Source organism: uncultured Cellulomonas sp. (assembly GCF_947494015.1).
Taxonomy (GTDB): domain Bacteria; phylum Actinomycetota; class Actinomycetes; order Actinomycetales; family Cellulomonadaceae; genus Pengzhenrongella.
The window spans coordinates 142879-169722 of the sequence record NZ_CANLTL010000001.1; the positions used below are offsets into that span (position 1 = coordinate 142879).

General features: G+C 70.9%; 24 protein-coding genes, 1 tRNA gene and 1 pseudogene. 11 read left to right on the plus strand and 15 right to left on the minus strand.

The window, feature by feature from the left end:
- Positions 1-57: 57 nt before the first annotated feature.
- The 3 genes from Q0840_RS00600 to Q0840_RS00610 all read right to left on the minus strand — a co-directional run bounded on the left by Q0840_RS00600 (position 58) and on the right by Q0840_RS00610 (position 2825).
- Complete coding sequence (locus Q0840_RS00600) at positions 58-1176, minus strand: folate-binding protein YgfZ (protein ID WP_298454805.1); 1119 nt, start codon at positions 1174-1176, stop codon at positions 58-60.
- Positions 1176-1817: an FABP family protein gene (locus tag Q0840_RS00605; protein WP_298454809.1), complete on the minus strand. Its 642-nt coding sequence runs from the start codon at positions 1815-1817 to the stop codon at positions 1176-1178. The genes Q0840_RS00600 and Q0840_RS00605 overlap by 1 nt, the downstream gene beginning before the upstream one ends.
- Before the next feature lie 273 nt (positions 1818-2090).
- A complete protein-coding gene (locus tag Q0840_RS00610) occupies positions 2091-2825 on the minus strand; it encodes a hypothetical protein (protein WP_298454811.1) in 735 nt (244 codons plus the stop codon).
- 193 nt (positions 2826-3018) lie between these two features.
- Between Q0840_RS00610 and Q0840_RS00615 the strand changes: the two genes are divergently transcribed.
- Both Q0840_RS00615 and Q0840_RS00620 read left to right on the plus strand, forming a co-directional pair.
- Positions 3019-3762, plus strand: coding sequence for a response regulator transcription factor (locus tag Q0840_RS00615; protein WP_298454813.1), 744 nt, complete (start codon positions 3019-3021; stop codon positions 3760-3762).
- A 74-nt stretch (positions 3763-3836) separates the two neighbouring features.
- Positions 3837-4763 carry an alpha/beta fold hydrolase gene (locus Q0840_RS00620; protein ID WP_298454816.1) on the plus strand — a complete coding sequence of 309 codons (927 nt, stop codon included), beginning with the start codon at positions 3837-3839 and terminating at the stop codon, positions 4761-4763.
- Positions 4764-4773: 10 nt separating this feature from the next.
- Here the strand turns inward: Q0840_RS00620 and nth are convergent, their stop codons facing one another.
- Positions 4774-5469, minus strand: coding sequence for an endonuclease III (gene nth, locus Q0840_RS00625; RefSeq protein WP_298454819.1), 696 nt, complete (start codon positions 5467-5469; stop codon positions 4774-4776).
- A 190-nt stretch (positions 5470-5659) separates the two neighbouring features.
- Here nth and Q0840_RS00630 point away from each other — a divergent pair, with 190 nt between their 5' ends.
- A complete protein-coding gene (locus tag Q0840_RS00630) occupies positions 5660-6337 on the plus strand; it encodes a Crp/Fnr family transcriptional regulator (RefSeq protein WP_298455507.1) in 678 nt (225 codons plus the stop codon).
- Between the two features lie 67 nt (positions 6338-6404).
- Here Q0840_RS00630 and Q0840_RS00635 read toward each other — a convergent pair whose 3' ends face one another.
- From Q0840_RS00635 to Q0840_RS00645, 3 genes are read right to left on the minus strand one after another with little or no spacing between them, the layout of a single operon-like run.
- Positions 6405-6875 (minus strand): RidA family protein, encoded by a 471-nt coding sequence (locus Q0840_RS00635; protein WP_298454824.1) that lies wholly within the window; start codon positions 6873-6875, stop codon positions 6405-6407.
- An 11-nt stretch (positions 6876-6886) separates the two neighbouring features.
- Positions 6887-7045 carry a DUF4177 domain-containing protein gene (locus tag Q0840_RS00640; protein ID WP_146899220.1) on the minus strand — a complete coding sequence of 53 codons (159 nt, stop codon included), beginning with the start codon at positions 7043-7045 and terminating at the stop codon, positions 6887-6889.
- A 13-nt stretch (positions 7046-7058) separates the two neighbouring features.
- Positions 7059-7376 (minus strand): WhiB family transcriptional regulator, encoded by a 318-nt coding sequence (locus Q0840_RS00645; protein WP_298454834.1) that lies wholly within the window; start codon positions 7374-7376, stop codon positions 7059-7061.
- 165 nt (positions 7377-7541) lie between these two features.
- On the opposite strand from Q0840_RS00645, the gene Q0840_RS00650 reads away from it, so the two are divergent.
- From Q0840_RS00650 to Q0840_RS00660, 3 genes are all read left to right on the plus strand, one after another.
- Entirely contained in the window at positions 7542-10040 is a 2499-nt protein-coding gene (locus Q0840_RS00650) for a transglycosylase domain-containing protein (RefSeq protein ID WP_298454837.1), read from the plus strand.
- Positions 10041-10045: 5 nt separating this feature from the next.
- Positions 10046-10972 carry a metallophosphoesterase gene (locus Q0840_RS00655; protein ID WP_298454842.1) on the plus strand — a complete coding sequence of 309 codons (927 nt, stop codon included), beginning with the start codon at positions 10046-10048 and terminating at the stop codon, positions 10970-10972.
- A 76-nt stretch (positions 10973-11048) separates the two neighbouring features.
- Positions 11049-11122: transfer RNA gene (locus Q0840_RS00660), tRNA-Pro, on the plus strand.
- A gap of 48 nt (positions 11123-11170) precedes the next feature.
- Here the strand turns inward: Q0840_RS00660 and xerC are convergent.
- The 5 genes and pseudogenes from xerC to Q0840_RS00690 form a co-directional block, all read right to left on the minus strand.
- Positions 11171-12367: a tyrosine recombinase XerC gene (xerC, locus tag Q0840_RS00665; RefSeq protein WP_298454845.1), complete on the minus strand. Its 1197-nt coding sequence runs from the start codon at positions 12365-12367 to the stop codon at positions 11171-11173.
- Positions 12368-12453: 86 nt separating this feature from the next.
- Positions 12454-12666 (minus strand): helix-turn-helix domain-containing protein, encoded by a 213-nt coding sequence (locus Q0840_RS00670; RefSeq protein ID WP_298454848.1) that lies wholly within the window; start codon positions 12664-12666, stop codon positions 12454-12456.
- Between the two features lie 34 nt (positions 12667-12700).
- A pseudogene (locus Q0840_RS19000) lies at positions 12701-14199 on the minus strand (replication initiator).
- On the minus strand, positions 14196-15230 hold the full coding sequence (locus Q0840_RS00685; protein ID WP_298454858.1) for an FtsK/SpoIIIE domain-containing protein: 1035 nt from the start codon (positions 15228-15230) through the stop codon (positions 14196-14198). The pseudogene Q0840_RS19000 and the gene Q0840_RS00685 overlap by 4 nt, the downstream one beginning before the upstream one ends.
- Positions 15231-15674: 444 nt before the next feature.
- Positions 15675-16049, minus strand: coding sequence for a plasmid replication, integration and excision activator (locus Q0840_RS00690; RefSeq protein ID WP_298454861.1), 375 nt, complete (start codon positions 16047-16049; stop codon positions 15675-15677).
- A gap of 316 nt (positions 16050-16365) precedes the next feature.
- On the opposite strand from Q0840_RS00690, the gene Q0840_RS00695 reads away from it, so the two are divergent.
- The gene (locus tag Q0840_RS00695; RefSeq protein ID WP_298454864.1) at positions 16366-17037 is read left to right on the plus strand and encodes a hypothetical protein; all 672 of its coding nucleotides are present in this window, start codon (positions 16366-16368) and stop codon (positions 17035-17037) included.
- Positions 17034-17840: a hypothetical protein gene (locus Q0840_RS00700; RefSeq protein ID WP_298454867.1), complete on the plus strand. Its 807-nt coding sequence runs from the start codon at positions 17034-17036 to the stop codon at positions 17838-17840. Before Q0840_RS00695 ends, Q0840_RS00700 begins: the two co-directional genes overlap by 4 nt.
- Before the next feature lie 97 nt (positions 17841-17937).
- On the opposite strand, the gene Q0840_RS00705 is transcribed toward Q0840_RS00700, so the two are convergent.
- The gene (locus Q0840_RS00705) at positions 17938-20094 is read right to left on the minus strand and encodes an AAA family ATPase (RefSeq protein WP_298454869.1); all 2157 of its coding nucleotides are present in this window, start codon (positions 20092-20094) and stop codon (positions 17938-17940) included.
- A 91-nt stretch (positions 20095-20185) separates the two neighbouring features.
- The gene (locus Q0840_RS00710) at positions 20186-21622 is read right to left on the minus strand and encodes a Shedu anti-phage system protein SduA domain-containing protein (protein WP_298454875.1); all 1437 of its coding nucleotides are present in this window, start codon (positions 21620-21622) and stop codon (positions 20186-20188) included.
- Between the two features lie 607 nt (positions 21623-22229).
- On the opposite strand from Q0840_RS00710, the gene Q0840_RS00715 reads away from it, so the two are divergent.
- From Q0840_RS00715 to Q0840_RS00725, 3 genes are all read left to right on the plus strand, one after another.
- Positions 22230-22448 (plus strand): hypothetical protein, encoded by a 219-nt coding sequence (locus Q0840_RS00715; protein WP_298454878.1) that lies wholly within the window; start codon positions 22230-22232, stop codon positions 22446-22448.
- Positions 22449-23225: 777 nt separating this feature from the next.
- A complete protein-coding gene (locus tag Q0840_RS00720) occupies positions 23226-23612 on the plus strand; it encodes a hypothetical protein (RefSeq protein ID WP_298454881.1) in 387 nt (128 codons plus the stop codon).
- A gap of 396 nt (positions 23613-24008) precedes the next feature.
- Positions 24009-25700 (plus strand): S-layer homology domain-containing protein, encoded by a 1692-nt coding sequence (locus Q0840_RS00725; RefSeq protein ID WP_298454883.1) that lies wholly within the window; start codon positions 24009-24011, stop codon positions 25698-25700.
- 25 nt (positions 25701-25725) lie between these two features.
- On the opposite strand, the gene Q0840_RS00730 is transcribed toward Q0840_RS00725, so the two are convergent.
- The gene (locus tag Q0840_RS00730; RefSeq protein WP_298454885.1) at positions 25726-26628 is read right to left on the minus strand and encodes a PfkB family carbohydrate kinase; all 903 of its coding nucleotides are present in this window, start codon (positions 26626-26628) and stop codon (positions 25726-25728) included.
- Between the last annotated feature and the right edge of the window lie 216 nt (positions 26629-26844).

The window sequence follows — 26844 nt, forward strand, 5'->3', positions numbered from 1 at the left end:
CATCGCGTGCTCACCGCGCCGGATCCGCCCGCCGAGCCGCGTGCCGGTCCACCGGACTCACAGGGAAGGGCGGTGCCCCAGGCCCCGGGCGACCGGGCCCCGCTGCGCCGGCCGGTCCACCGAGACCCCCTCGCCGGGCACCACGACCTCCTGGCCGGCGGCCACCGCACCGCCGTCGCAGTCGACCACCAGGTCCACGTCCTCGGGCGTGCTGCGCTTGACCACCGCCAGAGCCACCGGGCCGAGCTCGTGGTGGCGCGCCACGGTCGTGACCTGGCCGACCGCGCGCCCCGCGGCGTCGCCGGCCCGGACCTCGGCGCCGCGCTCGGGCAGCAGGTGCCCCGAGCCGTCGAGGTGCAGCATCACCAGCCGGCGCGGCGGCCGGCCGAGGTTGTGCACCCGGGCGACCGTCTCCTGCCCGCGGTAGCAGCCCTTGTCCAGGTGCACCGCGGTGCGCATCCAGTCGAGCTCGTGCGGGATCGAGCGGTGGTCCACCTCGGTGGCCAGCCGCGGGCGCCAGGCCTCGACGCGCAGCGCCTCGGCGGCCCAGGTGCCGGCCAGCCGCCACCCGGCCGCCTCCCGCTCGGCGACCGCGGTGAGGAGGTCGGCGCGGGGCACCAGCACCAGGCGCCACGGCCGGTCGGCCCCGGGGTGCTCGTCGTCGGGCCGGCCGTAGCGGGTGCCGCCCGGCTGGGTGTGCGGCCACGGGTCCCGCCACGTGACCGGCTCGCCCTGGCCGCCGTCGGACGCGACCGGCTCGCCCAGCGTGGCCCAGTCCGCGGACACGTCGGCGACCTCCACCCGCAGGGTGAACCGCATCCGGTCCAGCCACGCGGCCAGCGGCGCGGCGTGCGAGCCCTCGGTGAGCAGCCAGGTCGCCTCGCCGTCGTCCACGACCCCGGCCGCGTGCTCGATGTGGCCCTGCGGGCTGAGCACGAGCAGCTCGGTGGACACCCGCGGGGGCAGGCCGACCAGGTTCTGGGAGGTGATCGAGTGCAGCCAGGTGAGGCGGTCCGGCCCGGCCACGCGCACCACACCCCGGTGGGACAGGTCCACGACGGCGCCGCCCGCGGCCAGCGCACGCTGCTCGGCCGTGGGGTCCCCGTAGTGCCACGCCACCCCGTCGTCGACGCCGGCGGCGGGGACGGCGCCGCGGCGACCGAGCAGCGGGCTCATCACTCCCCCTGACGGGTCAGGCGCGCGGAGGCGTACGTCTGCATGGGGTTGCCGAAGGCCGCCAGGTCCCAGGCCCACATGAGCTCGCCGTTGACCAGGCCGTACAGGCGCTTGGCGGCGGCCACCTCGGCGGCGGTCGAGGTCCGCGCGACGAGGTCGCTCACCAGGTCGACGCGGCCGTTGCCCACGCTGCCGACGTACACCGCGACGTGCCCGGCCGGGTCGGCCATGAGCACCTCGACCGGGAACTGGTTCTCGGCCAGGTCCGGTGTCCGCTCGGTCGAGACCCGCCAGTAGCCCGACTCGGTCGACCAGACCGGTCCGGCGTCCGGGGCGGCCTGGGGCGGCACGACGCCGCCGGCGGTGCGCAGCGGCTCGTCGTCCGGCCCGGATGCCGCGGGGTCCCCGGACTCGTCCGCGTCGGAGGTGAGCTCGGCGGCGTCGTCGGGCACGACGATGAGGCGGATCGTGGAGGTGTAGCGCAGGTACGGCCCGCCGTCGTGGTCGAACTCGACCTCCTGGGTGAAGGCGGCCTCCTCGATGCCGGGGTAGCCCACCACCCCCTCGCCGCGCCACCGCCCGACGAGCCAGGCGAGCGGGTACACCTCGGGCGCGAGGCCCTCGGGCAGGGAGAACGGCATGGGGAACCTTCCGTCGGCGCGGGGCTCTCCGGCGTGGCCGGGCCCCGCTGCGGTCGTTCGGTCAGATCAGCGCTGGCCCTTGTACAGGCGCCAGATCACCAGGCCGGCGATCCAGCCGATCGCGAGCGTGGCCAGGACGAGCAGGCCGATGTAGAAGATCTCGAGCGCGGGGATCGACATGCGGCGATCCTACCGACCGGTCGCGGCGCGGGGCGTCGGGAGTGGCCGAGGCCACAGCGCGGGGGAGCCGGTCGGTCGGCGGCTCCCCGGCCATCAGCCGACCAGCACCCGGCCGACGACGTAGACGAGGATCCCGGTCACGGTCACCGGCAGGACCGCCCCCGCGACGGCGGGCCAGCGACGGCGCATCACCGGCAGCCGGTCGAACAGCCGGTGCAGGGTCGCGATGAGGATGCCGACGGCGACCCCGATGAGCGCGCCGGGGAGCACGTCGACCTCGGGCAGCAGGGCGCCCCCGCCCGCCCCGGCGCCCGCGGCGGCGACGATCGTCACCAGCGCGGACAGCCACCCGGCGAGGTGCACGGCGGACACCGCGGAGCCCACCGCGAGCGCGAGCGCCCCGGTCACCACGACCGGCTCGCCGCCCGTGGTGCGGCCGGCCGCGACCCACCCGGCGACGGACGCCGCCACCAGGACGCCGGACACGACCGCCGCGACCGACTCCACGAGCCGCTCGCGCCCGTCGCGGCGCACGAGCTCGTGCAGGAACGCGAGCACGACGGCGAGCGCGAGCACCTCGGGCAGCTCACGCAGGTACGGCTCCCCGGTCGTGAAGGTCACCGCCAGGACGCCGCCGAGCCCGCCCAGTGCGATCACCGCGCCCGCACCGCGCCGCGCCGGGGCGTCGGCCAGTCCCGGCCAGCCGGCGGCGACCGCCAGCGCGAGCACTGCCGCGAGCACGACCAGCGCGACCTCGCCGAGCGAGGCCGCGACGGCGACCAGCGCGGCGACGGCGGCGGTGACGACCGCGCGGGTGGAGACGGTCATCGGGTGGTGGCCGTCTCGGTCCGGCGCCGGGCCGGTCGCCGCCGCGCGGCCGGTGTCGCGGGGACCGGGGACGGGCGGGTCAGCGGGGGTCGTGGGCGGGCGAGCACGCCGAGGAGTCTCGCAGACCATGGCGTGACGCCGTCGGAGCCGGGCCGCGGGCTACTCTGGCCCCTCACCCCTCCCGGGAGGTCCTGTGGCAGAGCTCCTGCTCCTGACGCCGACCGCCGGGGGTTCAGCGCAGGTGCTCCCCGCCCTGGGACTGCTGTCCCACCGGGTGCGGGTGCTTCCCGTCGAGCCCTCCGCGTTGGTCGACGCGCCGGATGCCGACGTCGTCGTGCTCGACGCCCGACGCGACCTCGTGGTCGCCCGCACCACCTGCCGGCTGCTGCGCGCCACCGGACTCGCGGTGCCGCTGCTGCTGGTGCTCACCGAGGGCGGGCTGACCGCGCTGACGGCCGAGTGGGGCGCGGACGACATCGTGCTGGAGCAGGCGTCCCCGGCCGAGGTCGAGGCCCGCATCCGCCTCGTCATCGAGCGCAGCGCGCGCGAGACGGTCCAGGACGCACCGCAGGAGATCTCGTCGGGGGAGCTGACCATCGATGCCGGCGGCTACACCGCCCGGCTGCGCGGCCGCCCGCTCGACCTGACCTACAAGGAGTTCGAGCTGCTCAAGTACCTCGTGCAGCACCCCGGCCGGGTGTTCACCCGGGCCCAGCTGCTCCAGGAGGTGTGGGGCTACGACTACTACGGGGGCACCCGCACGGTCGACGTCCACGTCCGCCGCCTGCGCGCGAAGCTCGGCCTCGAGCACGAGGCCCTGATCGGCACCGTCCGCAACGTGGGCTACCGGTTCGACCCGCCCAAGGACCGTCGCGCGTCGGCCGCCGACGACGGCGTCCGCCCAGCCGCGGGGCTGGCGGCACCGGCCGACGTGTAGGCCACGCCGACGTCACCCGCACGGGCACGCGGGGCGGCGCCCCCGACCCGCGCGACTGAGTAGCCTTCGGTCCGATGACCTCGGACCCCAGCACCGTGCTCGTCGACGGGCCGTGGCAGCACCGGTTCGTCCCGGCGAACGCCGCCCGCTTCCACGTCGCACTCGCCGGACCCGACGACCGTGACGCGCCCCTCGTGGTGCTGCTCCACGGGTTCCCGCAGTTCTGGTGGGCGTGGCGGCACCAGCTCACCGCGCTGGCCGACGCCGGTCTGCGCGTCGCGGCGATGGACCTGCGCGGCACCGGCGCGTCGGACAAGCCGCCGCTGGGCTACGACGTCCCCACGCTCGCCGCCGACGTCGCGGGACTGGTCCGCGCGCTGGGGGCCGACCGCGCCGTCGTCGTCGGGCACGGGACGGGTGGGACGGTGGCCTGGGCGATGCCCGCACTGCACCCCGGCGTGACCCGCGCGGTCGCCGCGGTCTCGTCGCCGCACCCGCTGCGGCTGCACGCGTCGGTCGCCCGCACGCTGCGTCCGGGTCCGCTGCGCCACCTGGCCTACTTCCAGCTGCCCGCGCTGCCCGAACGGTCCCTCGCCCAGGGGGACCGCGTGGACCGGGTGCTGCGCGAGTGGAGCGGGCCCGGCTGGCCGGACGCCGCGACGATCGCCACCTACCGCGCCGCCGCGCAGGTCCCGTTCGCCGCGCACGGCGCGATGGAGCAGCTGCGGTGGCTGGTCCGGTCGACGCCCCGGGCCGACGGGCGCCGGTACCTGACCGCGCTCGAGACCCCGGTGGACGTGCCGGTGCTCCAGCTGCACGGCGCGGCCGACCGGTGCCTGCCGGTGGGGACCGCGCGGCTGACCGGTGCGCACGCCGGACTGGCCACCGGCGGGTACCGGTTCGAGGTGGTCCCCGGCGCCGGCCACTTCCTGCCCGAGGAGGCCCCGGACCGGGTCAGCGAGCTGCTGGTGGGGTGGCTGGGCGAGGTGGGCACGGCCTGACCCGCCCGGGTCAGCCCTTGAGCATCGCGGTCGCCGCGTCCGGGTCGACCTCGCCGACCCCGAACGACGGGCAGTCCCGCGCCACCGGGCACGCCCCGCACGCGGGCCGGCGCGCGAAGCAGGTGCGCCGACCGTGGAAGATCAGCCGGTGGGAGAGCATCGTCCACTCCGACCGGGGCACCAGCTCGCCGACCGCGTGCTCGACCTTGACCGGGTCCTCCTCCGCGGTCCAGCCCAGCCGGCGCACCAGCCGCCCCACGTGCGTGTCGACCGTGATCCCCGGGACGCCGAACGCGTTGCCCAGCACGACGTTGGCGGTCTTGCGGCCGACGCCCGGCAGGGTCACGAGGTCCTCGAGGCGCGACGGGACCTGCCCGTCGTACCGCTCGACCAGTGCACCGGCGAGCCCCAGGAGCGACTGCGACTTGGCCCGGAAGAAGCCGGTGCTGCGGATGATCTCCTCGAGCTCGGCACGGTCGGCGGCGGCCAGCGCGTGGGCGTCCGGGTAGCGGGCGAACAGGGTCGGGGTCACGAGGTTCACCCGGACGTCCGTGGTCTGGGCGGACAGCACGGTCGCCACCAGCAGCTCCAGCGGCGTGCGGAAGTCGAGCTCGCAGCGGGCGTCGGGGTACCGCTGGGCGAGGGCGCGGTTCACCCGCCGCGCCCGGCGCACCAGCGCCAGCCGGGACTCCGGCGTCGTCGTCACCCGCCGAGCGTACGACCGCGCGCCCACGCGGCGACCACCGCGCCGGACCGCCGCGCCGGCCGGTGACGTCGACCGGACGTCGCACGGCCTCGACACGGCGGTGGCCCCGCACCCGACCCGCCGCCCCAGACCCGGCACCATGGGGCAGACTGTCGTCCAGGACGTGACCACCAGCACAGTGAGGATCCACGTGGACGACGACGTCGTGCTCTCCGCACCGCTCTTTGCCAACATGGACCGCGAGCAGACCCGGGCTCTGCAGGCATCGATGACGCCGATGACCCTGACCCGCGGCGAGGTCCTCTTCCACGAGGGCGAGCCGGGCGACCGTCTGTACGTCATCGCGAGCGGCAAGATCAAGCTCGGCCGACGCTCGAGCGACGGGCGGGAGAACCTGCTGGCGGTCCTCGGCCCGGGCGAGATGTTCGGCGAGCTGTCGCTGTTCGACCCCGGTCCCCGCACCGCCACCGCCAGCGTGGTCGCCGACGCCCAGCTGCTCGAGCTGGGCCACCAGGACCTCATCGACTGGCTGCAGTCCAGCCCGACCGTCGCCAAGCACCTCCTCGAGGCGCTCGCCCGACGCCTGCGCCGCACCAACGAGGCGCTGGCGGACCTGGTCTTCTCCGACGTCCCCGGCCGGGTCGCCAAGGCGCTGCTCGACCTGTCCACCCGCTTCGGCGAGCCGGTCGACGACGGCCTGCGCGTCGCGCACGACCTCACCCAGGAGGAGCTCGCGCAGCTCGTCGGGGCGTCGCGCGAGACCGTCAACAAGGCGCTCGCCGACTTCGCCGCACGGGGCTGGGTCCGTCGTGAGGGCCGCGCCGTGGTGCTGCTCGACATCGACCGCCTGGAGCGTCGCGCCCGCTGACCGGGTCGGACGCGGATCGCTCGCCCGGGCGGACCGGCACCGACGGCACCGGGCCGCCGCGGACCGGTCAGCGGACCTCGACGACGATCTCCACCTCGACCGGCGAGTCGAGCGGCAGGACCGCGACACCGACCGCGCTGCGGGCGTGCACGCCCGCGTCGCCGAGCACCTGGCCGAGCAGCTCGCTGGCGCCGTTGACGACCTGCGGCTGACCGGTGAAGGACGGGTCGCTCGCCACGTAGCCGGTCACCTTGACGACCCGCACGACGGCGTCCAGCCCGCCGACGAGCGAGGCGACCGCGGCGAGCGCGTTGAGGGCGGCCGTGCGCGCCAGGTCGGCCGCGGCGGCCGGGTCGACGAGCCCGTCCCCCACGCCCACCTTGCCGGTCAGCGCCAGCGCCCCGTCGACGAAGGGCAGCTGCCCGGAGGTGTGGACGAGGTCGCCGGTCCGGACCGCGGGGACGTAGGCGGCGACCGGTGCGGCGACGTCGGGCAGGGTGACCCCGAGCTCGGCGAGGCGTGCGTCGACCCGGCCCATGGCGGGGCGGCTCAGGCGGAGGTGGGGCGCTTGAGGTAGGCGACCAGGCCGGCGTCCGGTCCCTGGATCACCTGCACGAGCTCCCAGCCGTCGGATCCCCACTGGTCGAGGATCGCCTTGGTGGCGTGGATGATCAGGGGGACGGTCGCGTACTCCCACGTGGTGGCCATGGTGGGAGCGTAGTCAGGCGCTGACGCTGGCGTCGTCCGGGGACCGGCCGGCGACCACGAGCGCGTCGTACCAGGAGGGGACGTCGGGCTGCCGGCGCAGCAGTGCGCGGCGCTCGCGCTCGGTCATCCCGCCCCACACGCCGAACTCCACGCGGTTGTCGAGCGCGTCGGCCAGGCACTCGAGCCGGACGGTGCAGCCACCGCACACGCTGCGGGCCGAACGCTGCGCGGCACCCTGGACGAACAGGTCGTCGGGCGCGATCTGCAGGCACGCGCCGCGGCTGGTCCAGTTGACGTCTTCTGTGACGCGCACGGCGCCTCCTCGAGCCATGGCGATCCACGATGTCGCCTGTGCGCCGAAACGTACCTGTGAATCGTCACGCGCAACAGGAGTCACACCGGGTCAATTCTCGTGGGTGTGAAGGAGGCGTGCAGGTACCCCGCGCGTGCGGTGTCGGCTCTCGGTCCCTCCGACCGCTCCGCGTAGTCTGAGCGAATGCCTCAGTCTGCCCGTTCGCGGGGTCGCCAGGTCAACCTCTTCCAGGCCTTGGCCCTCCTCCTCGCCCTCCTGCTGGTCGCCGGGGTCGGTGGTGTGCTCACCGCCGGTCTGCTGCTGCCCGCGGTCGCCGGTGCCAGCGCCCTGACCGGCGCCACCACGGAGGTGTTCGACGACCTCCCGACCGAGCTGCGCGAGGAGCCGCTGTCGGAGAAGTCCACGGTCCTCGCCGCGGACGGGACCACCGTGCTGGCGACGTTCTACGCCCAGAACCGGATCGTCGTGCCGCTCGAGGCGATCTCGCAGGACATGCAGAACGCGGTCGTGGCGACCGAGGACAAGCGGTTCTTCGAGCACGGTGGGATCGACCCCACCGGCATGCTGCGGGCGGCCGCGAAGAACGTCCTCACCGACGACGTGGAGGGCGCCTCGACGCTCACCCAGCAGTACGTGAAGAACGTGCTCATCGAGTCCGCGACCCGGCTGGAGCCGGAGGAGCGGGAGATGGCGATCGAGGCCGCGCGGGAGGCCGACGGCGCCGCCGGCATCAGCCGCAAGCTGCGCGAGGCCAAGCTCGCCATCGCGCTCGAGCAGCAGTACACCAAGCCGGAGATCCTCGGGAAGTACCTCAACATCGCCCAGTTCGGGGCCTCCGTGTACGGCGTCGAGGCGGCGGCCCAGTTCTACTTCGCCATGCCGGCCAGCCAGCTCGACTACCTGCGCGCCGCCACGCTCGCCGGGGTCACCCAGAGCCCGACCCACTGGGACCCCGTCGTCAACCCGGAGAACTCCGAGACGCGGCGCAACGTCGTGCTGTCCCTCATGCTCCAGCAGGGGTACATCGACCAGGCGCAGTACGACGCCGGCGTCGCGACCCCGCTGGCGTCCTACGTGACGCCGACGTCGACCCGCCTGGGGTGCATGACCGCCAACGCGGTCGCCAACGCCGGCTACTTCTGCGACTACGTGACCAAGGTGATCCGCAACAACGCGGCGTTCGGCGAGACCGAGGACGACCGCGTCCAGCTGCTGTACCGCGGGGGCCTGACGATCACCACGACGCTGGACCCCGCCCGGCAGGCCATGGCCGACGAGGAGGTCAAGGCCGGGATCCCCGTCGACGACCCGTCCGGCGTGGCCTCCGCGATCTCCGTCGTCGAGCCGGGCAGCGGCAAGATCCTCGCAATGGCGCAGAACCGCATCTACAACAACACCTCGACGGCGGGCCCGCGCGAGACGTCGGTGAACTACAACACCGACTTCGCCTACGGCGGCTCCAGCGGGTTCTCCCCCGGCTCGACGTTCAAGCCGTTCACCCTCGCGCAGTGGCTGAAGGAGGGGCACAGCCTCAACGAGGTCATCAACGCGAACCTGCGCCCGTACAAGATGAGCGCGTTCAACTCCCCGGGCTCGGAGTGCGGCCCGTACACCGGCCCGGACTACAAGTTCGGCAACGCCGAGGGCGACGGCGGCGTCATGACGGTGCTCAACGCGACGAAGAACTCGGTCAACTCCGGCTACATCGAGATGGCCAGCCAGCTGGACCTGTGCGGCATCTTCGACACGGCGAAGTCCCTGGGCATCCACCGGCCGGACGGCTCGGACTACCCGGCGCTGCCCGCCAACGTCATCGGCAGCAGCGAGGTGGCGCCCCTGACGATGGCCGCCGCGTTCGCGGCGTTCGCCGCGAACGGCACCTTCTGCGAGCCGATCGCCCTGGTCAGCGTGCGTGACGCCGACGGCAACGAGCTGCCGGTGCCGTCCGCCAACTGCCGCGAGGCGCTCGAGCCGAACATCGCCGCGGCGATGAACTTCGCGCTGAGCCACGTGTGGGAGGGCACCGCGAAGGGGCTGGGCGGCATCGGGCGGCCGTCGGCGGGCAAGACGGGGACGACCTCGCACAACGAGGAGACCTGGTTCGTCGGGTACACCCCGCAGCTCGCCGCCGCGGTGTGGGTCGGCTTCTCCGAGGGCGTCATCCCGGTGCAGAACATCGTGGTCAACGGCAAGAGGGTCCGGAACGCGTACGGCTCGACGATCGCGGCCCCGACGTGGCAGCGGTTCATGCGTCGCGCGCACGAGGGGCTGGAGGTGGCGGAGTTCGCGCCGGCCGGCTCCAAGGAGATCAACGGGGTGCGGGTCACCGTCCCGCGGGTCGCCGGACGTTCCGAGTCGCAGGCGCGCGCCACCCTGCGCGACGCCGGCTTCACCGTCCGGGTCGCGAGCGAGCCGGAGCCGTCCGACGTGCGCGCCGGCGCCGTGGCGTCGACGTCTCCCGCGTCGGGCGCCAAGGTCAGCCGCGGCGCCGTCGTCACGATCACGCTGTCCAGCGGTCCGCAGGGCGGCGACGCCGATCGCGCGGAGGACGAGGAGGACGACCGCGCCTCGCGCAGCGGCACGCGGGACAGCCGTCCGGCCCCCGAGCCGGCGCCCGGACGCACCGCGGGGCCGACCACCGAGCCGACCACCGGGCCCGCCACCGAGCCCGCCGACGACTGAGCCCGGTGCCGCACCCCGCCGTCCGAGCCGCCGGCGCTCTCGCCCTCTCCGGGGCGGCCGCACTCGCCTGGGCGAGCCTCGTGGAGGTCCGCTGGTACGCCCTGCGCGAGGTCACCGTCCCGGTGCTGCCCGCCGGGCAGGCGCCGCTGCGTGTGCTGCACCTGTCCGACCTGCACCTGGTGCCGCGCCAGCAGCGCAAGATCGACTGGGTCCGGGACCTGGCGACCCTGCAGCCGGACCTGGTCGTGGACACCGGTGACAACCTCGCCGACACGCACGCCCTGCCGAGCCTGCTGCACGCGCTCGAGCCGTTGCTGGGCACGCCCGGCGCCTTCGTCCTGGGGTCCAACGACTACTACGCGCCGCGACCCAAGAACCCGGCCCGGTACCTGCTGCCCGACGCCCGGCTGCCGCTGCCGGCCAAGCCGACCGCCCTGCCCGCCGGTGAGCTCGCCGCGTCGCTGAGGGACGCCGGCTGGAAGGACCTGACCAACCGGCGCGACGTCGTGCACGCCGGCGGTCGGACGATCTCGCTGGTCGGCGTCGACGACCCGCACATGGACCGCGACCGCTTCCCGGCGCCCACCACGCCACCCACGCCCGACGCCGACCTGCACCTCGGTGTCTCGCACGCCCCCTACACCCGCGTGCTGGACGCCATGTGGGCCGACGGCGCCGCGCTGGTGCTCGCCGGTCACACCCACGGCGGTCAGCTGGCCGTGCCGGGGTACGGAGCGCTGGTCACGAACTGCGACCTGGACCGGGACCGGGTCAAGGGCCTGCACGGGTGGCCCGGCCCGCGCCCGGACGCCCCCGGCGGCGAGGACTCGACGTGGCTGCACGTCAGCGCCGGACTGGGCACCTCGCCGTACGCCCCCGTGCGGTTCGCGTGCCGCCCGGAGGCGACGCTGGTCACACTCGTCGCACGCTGAGCGTGGCGGTGGGGACGGGCCGAGGCCGCCGGTTTCGTGGCACGGCCCGTGGTCGGCTATCCTGAGCAGGCTTCATCGGGGTGTGGCGCAGCTTGGTAGCGCGCTTCGTTCGGGACGAAGAGGTCGTGGGTTCGAATCCCGCCACCCCGACACCGATGACAAGGCCCGTACCAGCGGAAACGCTGGTGCGGGCCTTCGTCATGCCCGAGCCAAACGGCGGCTGGGTGACAAAGTGGGTGACAAGTCGGCCGGCTCCCCCATCGCCTCGGCCACTCCGAACAGCGGTTCCATCACCCACACCGGGTCCGCCTCGACGTGCGCAAACACCGCATCCATCACCTGCGCACCGGTCTGGATCACCGGCCGCAGCTCCTTCCGGTACACCGCCTCCGTGACCGCGGTCCCCGAGTGGCCGAGCAGCCGAGAGATCTCCTCGAGCGGCACGCCCCGCTCGGACATGATCGACGCGAACGAGTGCCGCAGGTCGCGTGGCGTCCACTGCGCCGGCTCGATGCCCGGCACCAGGGCCAGAGCGTCCCGGAACAGGTCGCGCACGTTCGACGCGTCCAGCACCGTGCCAACCTGCGACGTGAACACCAAGCCAGACTCCTGCCACCGGGAGCCGGCAGCGAACCGTGCCGCTGTCTGCGCTGTCCGGTGCCGCTTGAGCACCGCCACGGCCAAGCCCGAGAGCGCGATCGTGCGCCGGGACTTCGCCGTCTTGGTGTCGCCACCCATCCGGACTGAGCGCCACACCGCCACCGACGGTGGGAGGCCGGCGTCCGGGTCACCTTCGAGGTCGACGTGATCCCACCGCAGCGCCCGCACCTCCTCGGTCCGGAGCCCGGTCACCAGCGACACGACGATGTAGGCGTGCATCGGGTGGCCGGCGGTCAACGTGAGCACGTCGGCGGCCTCCTGCATCGTCATGGACCGCGACCCTCGACCGGCACGCCCCCTCGGTGTCTCGACGAGCTCGACGACGTTGCGCGTCACCATCCCGTGCGCCATCGCGCGCTTCACCGATCGGTTGAGCACCGACCGCACGTCGGCCAGCGTGCGGTTCGTCATCGACCCCGCCAGGAGCCGAAGCCACCGCTCCACCTCGTCGGGCCGGAGGTCCTTCACCTTCCGCGCGCCCAGGTGCTCGATCACGTGTTTGGCGAGGTGCGTGTCCTTCTCCAGTGTCCGCGCACTCGTGCGAGCGTGGCCGAGCTGCAACCACTCCTCCACGGCCTGCTTCACGGTGTATCGGTCCGCCCCGACGACCAGGCCGGCCTCGTACTCCTTGATCCGCTCGCGCAGAGCCCGGAGTGCCGCCGTCTCCGACTTGCCCGTCCCCTTGCGCACGATCCGCTTGCCGCGCCCGTCGTAGCCAACCGTCGCCTGGGTCACGAACCGATTGCGCGCCTCGTCGAAGTAGACGCCGTGATCACCATTGGGCCGACGTCGTGCGCGAGCTTCCTCGGCCGGCGGGACACTCACCCCGCACCAGCCAGTGCGGCAGCCACGAACTCGTCGAGGGCCAAGACCGGCACCAGGCGACGCGAGCCGACCTTGATCGTCCGCAGCCTCCCCGACCGGATGAGCTCGTACATCGTGTCTCGCGAGACCCGCAGCGCCTGTGCTGCTTCCTCGACCCGGTACACCACCGGCGCCACGGGGACGCCTGTTGCCGCCGTCGATCTGTCCATCGTCTCCCCCAGCGTTCGGTCCGATCCGGTCACGTCATGCCGCCACACGTCCCGCGGCTCGCCACTGCTCGTACTCCCGAGCCCGTGCAGCGGCCGCGTCGGCCAGGGCCTTGTCGCCGGCGTTGGTCCAGCCCGAGCCCTGGTAGGTCCACGAGCCGATGACGAGCGTCGTCTCGTCGTCGGCGAGGAGCCGGGCCTCGAGGTCGCGTGTGTCCAGCAGGACGCCGTCGCGAGCGGCATCGGCGGTGACCTGGCGGTAGCGGTGACGGGCACGGCGCAGCCGGCCGAGCGTGACGGAGTAGCGGCGGGACTTGGTCGAGAAGTAGCCTCGGAAGCCGAGCATGTGCGCCCACTTGCCGAGCAACGCGTACGGCGAGACGTCGTCGCCGACGCAAGTGCTCAACGCAGCTCGCTCCGCGAAGACGCGGCACGTGTGCGCGAGGCGGGTCAGGTGCGGGCGGGGCGATGTCGGATCCACGGTGGTCGACTTCGTCGCGTACTTCGCGAGGTAGCCGGCGACCTGCTCGGCACGTAGGGCGTCGTCGTCGTCGTCGTTCACCGGTAGGCCGGTGCGCACGGTTCGCGCGTCGAGCTGCGCCCCGAAGGCAAGCCTGCGCGACACGTCCGCACCGTCGACCGGCGGAGCGACGAAGGACACCGACCCGGCGGCCTCCCGGATGAGGTCCGCCAGGCTGCCGCCGTCGAGCGGAGCCAGCGACCCCGCCCCGCCCGGACCGTCGAGCCGCACAAGCGCGTGGAAGTGACCAGGCCGCGCGCCTGGTACTCCGCGACCTTGGCGAATTGGACCGAGGCTCGCTCCTTGAGTCGGGATTCGCTGGCGCCGAGGCGGGAGGCGAGGGACCGGCGCAGGGTGATGGTGAAGCGGCGCCACAGCTCCGGAGCCCACCACTGCCACACGACCGCCGATCCCCAGTCGTAGCAGTCGACGCACAGCGGCCCACCCACGTCCGGGTCGTCGTCGGTGTGGACCGCCATGCAGCCCACGGGGCGCCCGTGCTCGCACCGGTCCGCGGTGTCGCGGGGACGGCACCGTCCACCCGCCGGATGCCCGCCCTTGGCCCGGACGCCGTGCACGTGCCCGAACGACGGCGCGGTCAGCGTGGCGAAGACGAGCGGGTTGGACGCCACCTCCTGCGGCACGGTCTTCCCGCCCAGCAGGCCGGCCCGGACCATCGCGAAGGTGTCGCGGGCGTACACCCGCGAGCAGGCCGCGCACACGTCCGCGCGCCGGTTCCCGCACGGGCGGTAGGCCACGCCCAGGGGAGCGTCGTCCGACGAGAACGACCCGAGGATTTCGCCGGTTCGTCCGTCGATGGTCTGGGACGACCCGACCAGGCGAATGGGCTTGGAGCAGTAGCCGACCGACGCCGCCACGTCCGCGAACCGAGCCGCCGAACCGTCTGCGATCCGCTGCACGATCGCCCCGACGGCCGTGGCCGACAGGTGGCCGAGGACGAGCCCTGCGTCCTCGGTGTACCCAGGGAACGTGTGAGGCCCCGGAGACTCGCTCACGACGCCTGCTCCTGCTCGGCGTCGGGTGCACTAGGGGCCCTCGGCTTGCGGGGTGCACGCGGCTTGCGAGCCGGTGCCGGGCCGGGAACCGCTGCAAGGTGGTCCGTCTCCTCGACCGTGGACGTCGATTCGGTCGTAGTCATGCGCTCGGGCGCCAGGGGTGTGTCGGCAGCCTTGGCCGTGTCGGGGAGGTCGCCGAGGTCCGGGGCCGGGTGGATCCGGGCGACCGCGCGGACGGCGTCGTCGGTCCAGTAGTGGGCACGGACCCGGTCGACCGAGCCGTCGTCGTCGACCACGTAGGCGGTGCCCGGCTGCGCGCGGGCGATGGTGTGAGCCGGCGCCACCGAAGCCATGCCGTCGCCGAGGACCATCCGGGACTCGTCCGCCGACAGCAGGCGCAGTGCGACCCGTTGGGTGAACAGGTTGCGCATGCCCACCGTCTCCTTGCGGGGGTCCTGCACGAACGCCGCCACCACGACGCCGAGCGCCCGACCTTGGGTCAGGATCTTGGACAGCAGCCGCGAGGCCTCGGTCTTCGTCTCTGAGTCCGCGTACGCCGTCAGCGCCGCGAGCTCGTCGATCACCAAGACGTGCACCGGGTCGCCTGGCGTCGGCTCGAAGTTCCGGGACACGCCGTACATCGCCTGCTGACGCTCCTCGACGACGGTCAACAGCCGCCGCAGCAGCGACACTGCCTGCGGCTCGCGGGTGCACACGGCCGAGAACAGGCCTGCCCCGACGCCGACCTCGAGCCCGCCCTTCAGGTCGACGGCCCACAGCCGCACCAGCCGGGCAGACACGGCCGGTGCCAGGCCGCCGCAGACGCCCCACAGCACTGAGCCCTTGCCGGACCCCGAGGCGCCTACGACCAGGGTGTGCCGACCGAGGAGTGGCAGCCACCACGTGGCCCCGTCCTGCCGGCGACCGATCGGCACGGCGTCGACCACGACGTCGCGCGGCGTCGGCGCTTCCGTGACGTCCCGGAGCAGGTCGCCCATCACCAGCTCGATGTCGACCAGCCCTGGACCCACCGGACTTGCGGAACACGCCTCCGCGCCGGCCGCCGTCCCGAGCCGGGCGACCGCTGCGTGCAGGGTCGTCCACCGTCTGTCCGGCGCGCGCCCGCACCCGGAGAGTCAGCGTCGTGCGGGACGCGCGTGTGCGGACCAGCCGAGGAACCAGGACCCCGCCATCACGCGTGGACGTCGCGAGGCCGCACGATGCCGTCAAGGACGGCCACGCGTCCCTCGCCCACCGCCGCCAGCTACGACGGCGCAGTGGCCCGGCGACGACGCCCTCGAACGACACCGGGTCGGCCGTCGCCCACGTACCCAGCACCAAGGCCACAGCCGGCCACGCGAGGAAGAGTGCCGTGGACGCCCGTGTCGCTCCGACGAGGTCGGCCAGCAGCCCGAGCATCAGCGTCACCACCAGGAACCGCCAGTGGCGACGCGACCACCGGGCGCCCGACTGGATCACGCAGCTGCCTCGTCTGCCTCGCCCGGCGCGACAAGCCGCTCGGCGCGGAAGGACCACGCGATGCGCGGCCGGGTGCCGCCGTCGTCGATGTACGGCAGCGCCGTCAGGCCGACGAACTCGACCGGGGTCCACGGGAAGCCGGACTTGTTGGCCGGCGGGACCGGCTGGTGCGGTGCCGCGAACTTCACCGTCACGCCGATGTCCTTCTTGCCGGCGTCGTCGTCGGCGTCGATCACGACGCACTGCCACAGCGGCAGCGCCGTCTCCTTGTCCCGCTGCTGCGGGCGACCGCCGTCCGGGCGCTTCTCCGCCTGGAAGTCCGCCACCGGCTCGACACCACCCCGCAGGAACGCACCCTTCGGGAACGCCACCGAGTGCTCGATCTAGAACCGCTGCTTGATCGCCACCGTCATGCCTCGGTTCAGCCCCCTAAACTCTCGGCACGCTCATCGACCGATGGGAGGTTTAGGGTCTAGACCGAACCGTAGGTGGTGGGCGGCGCGCCCGTCAATACCCCTAAACTGTGGGCGTGTCCGACGCCACCGAGTTCGAGAGCGTGCGCCGCGACCCGGACCCGATCCGGCGCGGCCGCCGCGCCACTGAACTACTCACGACCTACCAGCAGCGGACTACTGAGCTCGCGCGCCTCCGCGTTCCGCAATCGAGGAGGCGCGCGACGGTTTGGGCATGAACTACACCGACATCGCGAAGGCGCTCGGCATCACCAAGGGACGCGTCTCGCAGATCCGCGCCACCGCTCCGCCGGCCGAACGCGCCTTCTTCGGCGTCGGACCCGTTGCAGTCGGCGTGCCGTACCGCTACCAGACCACCGACCGGGAACGGCCCCTCGTCGCCGCCGAGGACGCCCAAGCTGGCGAGCTCGCCACGGCGCTCCTCACATCCCTTGGCTTTGCGACATCGTCGTTGCAGTTTGGACCGGAGACAACGGAGCTTCCGCCTGGTGACCTCCTCGTCATCTGCGGCCCAAAGTCCGCACCCGCAGCACGGGACCTACTCGCTGAGGACGCCGCTCTATCGTTCATCGACTACGACGGCCGGTGGTACATCCAAGACCACACCACGGGAACCCGCCACGCCTCATCGACCGACGGCCCCGAACGCTCCTCTGTTGATCTGGCATACCTAGGGCGCCACGTCCGGCACGGGCGAGTGGTGGTCCATGTCGCAGGCATCCACGCCATCGGCTCGCTCGGTGCGCTCCACTACCTGGCGAACCAGCTACCCAACCTCTACTCGCGCGCACCAACGGATTCCTCACTCTCGCTCGCCGTTGCGGTCCGGTACCGGGGCCTCACCGCCGAGTCCGTGGAGCTGCTATGCGGACCGCACGTGTCATGACTCCGCTGCAAGCCGTCTCAGCGCAGGTGCCTGAACTCCCGGACAGTGACGACCGCGTTTACCTACTCGACCACGCGGTCGTGGTGCTCGACGGCGCGTCCGCCGTGGACCCCAGAGAAGTGTCGACTGGGACCTACGTCGACACGCTTGGTTCGCTGCTGGTCCACGGACTCGCAGACGGTCGCTGTCGTCGCCTGACCGACGTACTCGCCGCTGCTATTGAAGAAGCCGCTGCCCTACTCGACCTGCGACGCGGGGACTCGCCCAGCAGCACGGTCGCGATCGCCCGAGCCAATGACGAAGCTCTCGATGTCCTCGTCCTCGGAGACTGGCAGCTCGCCACGCCCTCTGGCGCAATCCGGGATGACCGCCTCGCAAGCATCGCGACGGCCGAACGGGCCGCCTACCGACGCCGCCTAGCCGAAGGCGCCGGCTACGACCCACAGCACCGTGACTTACTTCGCACCTTGCAGGCCGAGCAGACACGTCACCGCAACAAGCCGGGCGGCTTTTGGATCGCCGAGGCTGACCCGGGGGCCGCTAGACGCGCCATCACCGCGACCATCACCAAGGAAAAGGCGCCGTGGTTCGCTCTCATGACGGACGGCGCCTACCGCCCGGCGGAGCACCTCAGACGCGATGACTGGTCGGCGATGGCGGGCGCCACACCGCATCAGCTCCAAGAGTTCCTTCACGACCTGCACATGTGGGAATCATTGACGGACCCTCACGGCATCCTCCTACCGCGTGCGAAGCCACACGACGACAAATCCCTGGTCCTCGCGAGGCGCGGCAGCACCTGAGGAAATCGGGGTTCTCAATGCGGTATTCCGGACGAGCGCACGCGCCCCACCGCCGCATGGGTCTGCGCAACACACATCGCAGACCAGTGCTACCCACTCATATAGCTACCGCTTGCGTCACTAACGCGGAGCAAGCGCTAATAACATACTCTGGCACGGCATCGAAGTCTTTCGGATTCAATTGCATGACGTATTCGTTCTCGATGTGATAGGTCTCGTTGACAAATTTTGTGAAGACTTCATCGCCCTCCAGAGGCACCGAGCTAGCGTTAGACATCACCCGGAAGAGTTGCACCTTTTCATACCCCACGTCCGTGGCGTCAAATCTTGCTTTCAGCTCAATAGGATCCTCGAGCACCGTGAGCAGCTTCGCGTAATCGAAATGCGGGACATGGGTTCTCACATCGGCGGTCGCCCGGAGCACATCCGCTTCTTCGAGCTCGATGTGTTCACCCGTCTCCGTCTTACGAGTCGGCGCCTTCCGTAAGTGGAGCAAACTGGACAGGAGGTCGTACTCGACGCCCCGTGAATTATGTACCTCGTAACGGCGCCTGAGGTAGATACACTTGATGACATCGTCGCTCGCAGCGGCGATGTTGGCGTCGCACACCTCCGAGAACGTGACGATGTCGCTCCTCTCGATGACCTTCTCGCTCACTACGCCTGACCGACCACTGAGGAAGTGCGCCACCGGCTCTGCGGCGACGAACTGGTTGGCCGTTCCAGTCCGTACGACATCTATGGCTGGTTCGATGTCGTGAGTGAGTAGTAGTGACGTAACATCTCGAAGACTATTCTTACCGTGGAACAACTGGTGCAGGATGGCGAACTTTTTTGTCTTGTCAAAACTCGACACGGGATCATCAAGCACAACAAGGTCTGGCTTTTCTCGGTGAACGTGGTGCATGAATAACACGAGCGCGAAGGCGTTCTTCTCGCCATAACTTAAATGGCTTGAAGCCGCCTCGAGGTGCCCTGGCGCGTCCTGATGCTCCAGAAGCATGCGATAGGAGTCGTCGCTCGCTTCAATCCGTACCGAGTACCTGTAGCCCGCAGAGCGCAGAAACGCGTTGATCGCGGCTTGATTGGACGAAATGAGCTTCTTCACCCGTGAATTCTGCTGGCCTATGTGTCGACGAACGTCATCGATCCGACTGGCGACCTCGTCAAGTTTTGCGTTGACCGTCGTGACGACGGATGCGGTCGCCTCCGAGTTTAGTGCATGCAGAAGCGACAGGTCGATCTTAAGCTCGGCTAAGACTTCCGCGACATTCTTCTCATCTCGCAGCGCATGAAATGACAACGAACGCAGCGCGGATAGTTTGCGCAAAAGGGTCTCCACCTGACCTCTCATGGTGGCAAGAAAAAGACCTTGCTCCGGGGTGAGGTCGGAGATCGACGTCGTCAAGTCTTCTAGTTGCTGTAGATAGCCGGCGTCGAAGTAACGGCCCAGCTTGTCGATCACGCTACGCAGCGCGCTCATGTTCTTGACAGCCGCCGATTCGTACTCCGCGGAGACCTTGGTCGCAGCCTCCTTGTCTACGCTGGCGATCGAGCAGAACGGGCAGTTGTCCGAGAGCTCGAGGTACGCCTTCCCCTTTGCTTGCCAGGTGATCCATCCCGCCGGATCAGCGCTATGCAGGAACGCCTTATAGCCCTGCAGTGACTCGGGAACGTTCTGCAACTTTCCGCCAACACTCAGGGCCCTGATGCCTCGGCTGGTTTTAGCTACGGCGCCCGTTTTCGTGACGTTGAAGGCGTCGCGCAGCTCCGTGAAGCTGGTCAAGGCGTCGTTGAACTCAGTTTGTTCCACGAACGTATCCTTTAGGGCCTCGAACATCGACTCGATTTCCTCGAGCCCTCTCCTATACTCGTCCGTATTGATGAAAATCTCGAAACTGTTCTTGAGCACTTCGTCACGCTGAAATACGAACTGCGACACGTAGGCGTCATTGAACGTGAGCACGGTGTTTACCTCTTCGGCACCTTCGACCGTGGGTCGTGGTCCGTCGACGGCCGCCCTGTGCTTGAAAGGAATGAGCTCATCAAGGCGTCCCTCGCCCTCAGTCCGCAGCGTAAGTGCACGCGCGATCGTACTCTTGCCGATTCCGTTCGGTCCATACTTGATGTTCAGCGACGACCGGCGCAACGAGATGGAAGCCTCAACGATACTGTTGCAGTTCTTAATCTTGATAAACATGACGTCGATCGGTTGAGCGTCCCTTTTCTTGGCGTGTTCCACTATCTCGGCCATAATTTTCTCCCTCGCACTAGCGTAACGAATCGCGCCTACATCCCCCGCTACTGATGCTTAGATCAGAGCACCAAGTCTAAGGCTGAGGTCCCTAACTTGGCGACGCCTTGAGCATCGCGTGCAAGTACTTCAGCCGTTCCCCGACCTCGTCATAACCGAGAACAGTTACTGCCGTGAGGCCCTCGCGGTACCGGAGGAAGGAGGCCCGTTGCTCGTCGTTGAGCTCTGAGACTCGTCCAGTGATCACAGCTCCGCGTACATGCCACTGATCCACCGCTCCGAGCGCCGGGTTCATTCTCAAGTCGCGAGGTACGGATTCTATCTGCGCCTGCAACTGACTGACTGCGCCGCTCAAGTCCCGATGCGTGGGGTAAACCTCTGCGCTTCCACTTCCGCGGTATCCCTTAGCTGCAATCAACCGCGAAGCCGGAGTCTTGATCTCAACTACAACGGCGCTACGCGTGACGGCGTTGACACACAGGAAGTCGGCGATGCGCGATCCTTGGCCGAGAGCGTCTGTTCCCCTCACATGCACCTGACCGGCTACTACTAGAATTGGGGCCGAAAACACCTGCTGCAGCGCAAACGTATTCGTTGCGAAAAATTTCTGCCAGTGGTCTTCACTGCGTGCTGCGCGCCCGGAAAGTCCCTTCTCAAACTGCTCGATGAGGACCTCGAGCGACACGAGCTCTATGTCGTCCCTCAGTCGGCCAAACTGTTGGGGCGCCTCGTGCGCAACCTTTGGGGCCGCAAGAATGACGTGCTGCACCAAATTATCGCGGTCACTCGCAGTTGTCACGTAACCGCTTGCCACTTCTTCGGTAATAGCGTTAATTACGGCGTTCCTGCCGTACTTCGGCTCCACCGCTTCGCGGCGAAATAGTTCAGCGACGGCATTGTGACTTTCTGCATCAATGACCCGACGCACCGCAGTGGCACCCCGCCGTCGATTTCGATCTACGACCGCCTTATAGGTCGCGAACCGGTCCAGACTGAGCCGAAATATCGCGCCATCTACGCTTTCGTCACCTGATCGAATAAAACGAACCGTGTTGCACCCCGTGTGCTTTTCGAGCTCATCAAGGAGGCCGCGGTAGTCGCGCGACACCCCCAGCCCGTACTGGTAAATCGCGCTGAACCCCTTGGGAAGACCCACCACGTGCAGCAATCCATACCGGTCGCTTACGTTCGAGTGCAACCTCGAGTTCCACCGCGGGGCTTCAATCTGGAGCTCGGTCAAGCGGGAGAACGGATTTTCGTAGTTCATGTTCCGATGGATCATTGGGAAGATTCGGAGAATTTCCGTTGCACGGTCGAAGCGCAGCATTTCCGTGGCATCCCGATCGCCACGCCATTTCCAAGAGAGCACTAGTTCGCTGCCCTCGTTGCTTTCCTCGACTGAACCGCTGCGGTCTCTAAGCGGGTCGTCGTCCTCGACGTCGTCCTCGACGTCGTCCTGGGGTCCGCGCTCGAAGTCCTCATCGAACGGATCAAACAGGTCGCCGAGTTCGCGGTCTCCCTGGTCCAAGTCTGTCTCCACTAGCTCTCAGCGGGCGGCTGGTGCAGCGCCCCGAAGGGCACCCAGTCTGCTGCAACTCGCGCCGCCGCGCGGGCGTATTGACGACGCCGGGCGCGGGCACGGACACGCTCCTCCCTTGCCTTGGCCGGTACCCGGACGGCCGACCCGCGTCTGGTCAACGACGAACAGCTCACGGGTGGGTCCGCACGTCGGTGGATCGACGTCGGTCACTGAGTGGCACAACCCTGATGGACCGTGATCGGCATCAGACCCGCCCCGGGGGCGGCCCGGACAAAGACGTGTGACTGCTAGCGGGAGCCTCACGCAGCTCCGCCGAGCTAGGTTTGGGAGTACTTTCCTTACTGACTCAAGCGCCGCGCTACGCGCGGCGGCGCGTGGGCGGGGCGGGGCCCCGCGACGGGGGCCCCGCGCTCCGGTCGCTTCGCTCCCTACGCGCACCCCGCCGCACCCCACCCCGCCCACGCGCCATCCCAACGGAGACGACGGGCGGCTCGCAGCCTCCACCTGCTTCGGCGTGCGATGTGGGTGACGCCCGCCAGACTGAGTCGCGGCCGGACGACCGGACGGCCGACGTGCCAACGATTGGATGTGCCCCATGGCAGACCTGAAATGGACCGTGGTCCGATACTTCAACAACACGAACGACGCCCCAGAGGGCATCGTCACGTTCGATGGCGTTACCTCGGCAACGCTCGTCGACGGCAGCCTCGTGTTGTCCAGTGGCAACACCGTCCTGGGTGTGTTTGCCGCGGGCGCGTGGGTAGCCGCCTATAGGGACTCAGCGATGACGGGCGCGACGACCGCGGACGGCTGAGCGTGCACCTGCCGGTTCCGCCCGTCCGCGGTACGCGCGACGGCCGCTCGTCACGGCCGAGTTCGTGTCGGCTCCTGGGAGGCCGGGCGGGGGATCCAGGGATGCCGTGAGCAGGGCCAGGTCGGCCTTGCTGACCGCACGGAGTCGACTACCGCGGTGCACGGTGGCGGCCCTGCTCATGCGCTGTCCGGTTGCGCCGCCGAGCCGGCGACTTCGCAGCGCTCGTCAAGTCCTCACCACGGACGGCGATCGGCTCCACGACGGTCTTTGTCGCCGTCCGGCCGCATCAAGGGCGCTCCGCGTCGCTCCGCGATGGCCGCAAGCGGCCCCCCTTGACCCGACCACACGGCGACAAAGGCATGCAGGGATCCGAACGACGCCCCACTCTGACCGGTCCTGTCACTCGTCGCCCTGGGTGACAAAGTGGGTGACAACTCCGCTGCTATACCCGCCGACGAGGGGCGACGCCGACCGACGATCCAAACGTAGACCGCCCTCGTCGAGCCCCCTAAACAGACGCCTGGGCTGCCTTCGGGACGAAGAGGTCGTGGGTTCGAATCCCGCCACCCCGACACGATGAGCAAGGGCCCGTACCAGCGGAAACGCTGGTGCGGGCCTTCGTCATGCCCGGTGCGTACCCGTCGCCGTGACGACAGGCGGGTCGTGCCGCCGGACGAACTGCTCTGCGGCGAGTCCAGGAGGACGGACGAGGGAACCCCGACCGCCGACACCTCGGCTACCGTGACGGGTGTCGCCCGCCCACCTCGAGGAGCACCGGTGAGCATGCTCGACACGCTCATCGGCGTGAGCCTCGGGGTCGTCTACGCCGGGTTGGTCAACCGGCGCTTCGGTGCACGGTCGTGGGTGACCTGGGCGCTGGTGGCGCCGGTCGTCACAGTCTGGGCGCTGATGGCACTGACCTCCGATGTCACCGAGCCCGCCCGGCGGATGTTCCAGTCGTTCGCGATCGGTGCGCTCCTGCTCTCGGCGCTCAGCACCTTCCTCACCGAGCGTGGCCCGGACGAGCGGGCCGATGCTGAGGACGCGGTCCGTGCCGCCGAGGAGGACGACGTGCGCCGGCGCAACCGTGAAGCGACCGCACGCCTGACCGATCAGCTCCCCGCACCCCAGGGGCGATCCACCACGCCACGCGAGCCCGAGTAGGCACCAGGGGCGAGGCCACGAGGCTCGCGGCGTAGCTCCACGGCCTCCTCATCGCCGAGCTCGCGGTCCAGGACGACGACCGCGACCGGTATGGAGCGTGAGCGTCATGCCGGCTCGCCGCCCTCGGTGCTCAGCAGTCGCTTCCACATGAGATCACCACTCAGCCTCGGCGGAACATCGCGCCCACCGCCCTCCTCGCGTGCGTGGCGGGGGTCAAAGGGGGCGACCGGTCGAGCACCTGATCCGGCGACCCAGCGCACCGCCGGACGACGCGGGGCCACTGCGCCGAACGGGTGCACTCCGTCCCGGCGGTCCGACGCGCATTGCTCGTGGGAGAGCGCCGCCGTCACACTCCCGCGGGGAGTGGCGATGCGGCCACGCGGACGAGGGAGCAGCATGCGCAAGGTCCTGACGGTGGCAGCGCTGGCTGTCCTCTCGCTGGCCGTGGGTTCGGTGTCCGCGACCGCCGCATCGGGCGGTGCCGACGTGATGCCGGGCGCCGTCGACCCCGAGTCGGTGCTGATCGGCTCCGACGCCGTCTACACCGTCAGCCTGGAGCCCGGACGCGGCCTGGAGATCTTCAGCCGGTCCCTGGAGCAGACCGCGTCCGGCGTCACCCTGGGCCCCGCGGCGCGCGTCGCGCCGACCGGTGGGTACGAGCTCGCCGAGCACGACGGCACCCTGGCCTACGTCGACCGCGAGCAGCACCTGGTGCTGCGGTCACCGGACGGGACGGTGACGACGCCGACGTACGGGGCGGACCCGCTGTTCGCCGACTACGGCGGACCGCAGGCGCTGACCGACCGGTGGGTGCTGCTCGGGTCCTTCCTGTTCGACCGCGGCACCGGCGCGAGGACGTCCCTGGGCGACGTGCCGGTCGTCACCACGGACGGCACTCCGGTCGACGACGTGCCGGCGAGCATCCACAACCTCGGCCCGCGTCAGGTGGCGGTGTCCGACGACCGCGCGGTGTGGGTGATGGACGGCATCTCCGACGAGCCGCCGCTCGAGCGCTACGTGGCGCTGGTGGTGGCGGACCTCGACGAGCAGGGCGTCGCCGGACCGGCGGTGCGGCTGGACTGGTCGGTGCGCAGCGCCGGGGAATGGCGGTTCACCGACCTCGAGCTCGTCGGCCTGACGGACGGTGACGCACCGGTGTGGCTCCGGGAGCCGACCGGCGCGGACGGGCACCCGAGCCTCACGTGGCAGGTGGGCGACGTCGACGGCGAACCGTCGTCGATCCCGCTGGAGCCCGACCTGATGGCCACCACGCTGGGCGTCGAGGGCACGACGGCGGTGCTGCACACCTACTCCCGTGACTCCACGGTGCCCCCCGCGGTCCGCTGGTACGACCTAGGCGTGGACGGGACGACGCCCGTCCGGACCCTTCCGGTGCGCACCTTCCCCACCGAGATCACCACGCTGCTGCACGACGTCCGGGGCACGCTCGTCGTCCAGCAGGGTCCGGACCAGCGCACGCGCGTCGTCGACGCCGACGGCCGTGCGATCACCGCCGACGCCACGCCGCCGCCGGCCGTCCAGCGCTTCGACGACGTCCCGCTGAGCCACCGCTTCTTCACCGACATCGACTGGCTCGCGATGCAGCGCATCACGGACGGCTACGCCGACGGCGGGTTCCACCCGACCGATCCCGTCTCGCGCCAGGCCATGGCGGCGTTCCTGCACCGGGCCGTGGGCAGCCCGTACGTGGAGCCCGTCGCGCAGTTCCCCGACGCACCGCTGGAGAGCCGCTTCGGGTACCCCATCTCGTGGGCGGCGACGACGGGCATCGCCGGGGGCTACGCCGACGGGCTGTACCACCCCGCAGCACCGGTGACCCGGCAGGCGATGGCGGCGTTCCTGCACCGGCTCGCCGGGAGCCCGTCCGTGGCCTCGCCCGCTGCCCCCTTCCGCGACGTGCCCTCGACCGGCGCGTTCGCCGAGGAGATCGCCTGGCTCGCCGCCACCGGGATCGCCGGGGGGTACGACGACGGCACCTTCCGCCCCGCCGAGCCGGTGTCGCGGCAGGCGATGGCGGCGTTCCTGCACCGGTTCGTCGTGAAGGGTCTCGTGCCAGGCGCGGCGTAGGCCCGAGCCGCGCGACGGGCCCCCGTCAGCGGCCGGCCCCGGCGGCACGAACCCGGCGGGTCTGGGCGGCGGTGGGGATCGCGGCCTGCGCGCCGGGCCGCTGCACCGCCAGGGACGCCGCCGCACCGCCCCACCGCGCGGCCTCGACCAGGTCGTCGCCGGCGGCCAGGCGCGCGGCGAGGACACCGCAGAACGTGTCGCCCGCACCGGTGGTGTCCACGGCGGCGACCGGGGTGCCGGGGACGTCGGTCCGCTCGCCGTCGACCACGACGGTGCAGCCGGCCGCGCCGAGGGTGACCACGAGCGCCGGGACCCGGGACCCGAGCACCGCCAGCGCGTCGGCAAGGGGCACGCCGTCGGCCAGGTCGCGGGCCTCGTGCTCGTTGACCACCAGGACGTCCACCGCCGCCCACAGCGCCGCGGGCAGCTCGCGCGCGGGGGCCGCGTTCAGCACGAACCGGGCCGCGGGCCGGCGCACCGCGGCCGCCTGCAGGACGACGTCGACCGGGACCTCGAGCTGGGCCAGGACGACGTCGGCCGCGGCCACGGCCGCACGCTGGGCCGCGGACAAGCGCTGCCACCCCGCGTTGGCGCCCCCGACGACGACGATGACGTTCTCCCCGTCGTCCGACACGCAGATCAGGGCGGTGCCGGTCGGCTCGTCGGACTCGGACAGGGCGTCGGTCACGACGCCGGCGTCCGCCAGGGCCGTGCGCAGCACGGCGCCGTCGTCGTCGCGGCCGACGACTCCGACGAACGCGGTCGCGGCACCGCCGGCTCGGGCCGCGGCGACGGCCTGGTTGGCGCCCTTGCCGCCCGCACCCCTGGTCAGGCCGGAGGCGAGCAGGGTCTGGCCGGGACCGGGCAGGTGCGGCACCCGCACGACGACGTCCACGTTGACACTTCCGACGACGGCGACGTCGCTCATGGGTCCGCTCCTGCCGATCCGCTGCTGGTCCGCTGCACCGGTGCCCGGCGCCAGACCAGAGCCGGCCGGCGGCGGTGCCGTGGCCCCATCATGGCGGCGGGCCGAGGACCTGACGCGTCGTCGGCCGGGGACGGCCGAGTCGGACGACGTCGGACGGGGTGGGACCGAGGTCCCGGGTCGGGGCCCCGGCGCCCGCCTAGCGTCGGCGTCGTGCCG

Coding starts and splice junctions, on each gene's coding strand:
- Q0840_RS00695 (WP_298454864.1), top strand. CDS start 16,366: ATGAACTACACCGACATCGCGAAGGCGCTCGGCATCACCAAGGGACGC.
- Q0840_RS00620 (WP_298454816.1), top strand. CDS start 3,837: ATGACCTCGGACCCCAGCACCGTGCTCGTCGACGGGCCGTGGCAGCAC.
- Q0840_RS00610 (WP_298454811.1), bottom strand. CDS start 2,825: ATGACCGTCTCCACCCGCGCGGTCGTCACCGCCGCCGTCGCCGCGCTG.
- Q0840_RS00725 (WP_298454883.1), top strand. CDS start 24,009: ATGCGCAAGGTCCTGACGGTGGCAGCGCTGGCTGTCCTCTCGCTGGCC.
- Q0840_RS00605 (WP_298454809.1), bottom strand. CDS start 1,817: ATGCCGTTCTCCCTGCCCGAGGGCCTCGCGCCCGAGGTGTACCCGCTC.
- Q0840_RS00600 (WP_298454805.1), bottom strand. CDS start 1,176: ATGAGCCCGCTGCTCGGTCGCCGCGGCGCCGTCCCCGCCGCCGGCGTC.
- Q0840_RS00670 (WP_298454848.1), bottom strand. CDS start 12,666: ATGGACAGATCGACGGCGGCAACAGGCGTCCCCGTGGCGCCGGTGGTG.
- Q0840_RS00645 (WP_298454834.1), bottom strand. CDS start 7,376: ATGGCTCGAGGAGGCGCCGTGCGCGTCACAGAAGACGTCAACTGGACC.
- Q0840_RS00715 (WP_298454878.1), top strand. CDS start 22,230: ATGGCAGACCTGAAATGGACCGTGGTCCGATACTTCAACAACACGAAC.
- Q0840_RS00640 (WP_146899220.1), bottom strand. CDS start 7,045: ATGGCCACCACGTGGGAGTACGCGACCGTCCCCCTGATCATCCACGCC.
- Q0840_RS00635 (WP_298454824.1), bottom strand. CDS start 6,875: ATGGGCCGGGTCGACGCACGCCTCGCCGAGCTCGGGGTCACCCTGCCC.
- Q0840_RS00730 (WP_298454885.1), bottom strand. CDS start 26,628: ATGAGCGACGTCGCCGTCGTCGGAAGTGTCAACGTGGACGTCGTCGTG.
- Q0840_RS00650 (WP_298454837.1), top strand. CDS start 7,542: ATGCCTCAGTCTGCCCGTTCGCGGGGTCGCCAGGTCAACCTCTTCCAG.
- Q0840_RS00700 (WP_298454867.1), top strand. CDS start 17,034: ATGACTCCGCTGCAAGCCGTCTCAGCGCAGGTGCCTGAACTCCCGGAC.
- Q0840_RS00705 (WP_298454869.1), bottom strand. CDS start 20,094: ATGGCCGAGATAGTGGAACACGCCAAGAAAAGGGACGCTCAACCGATC.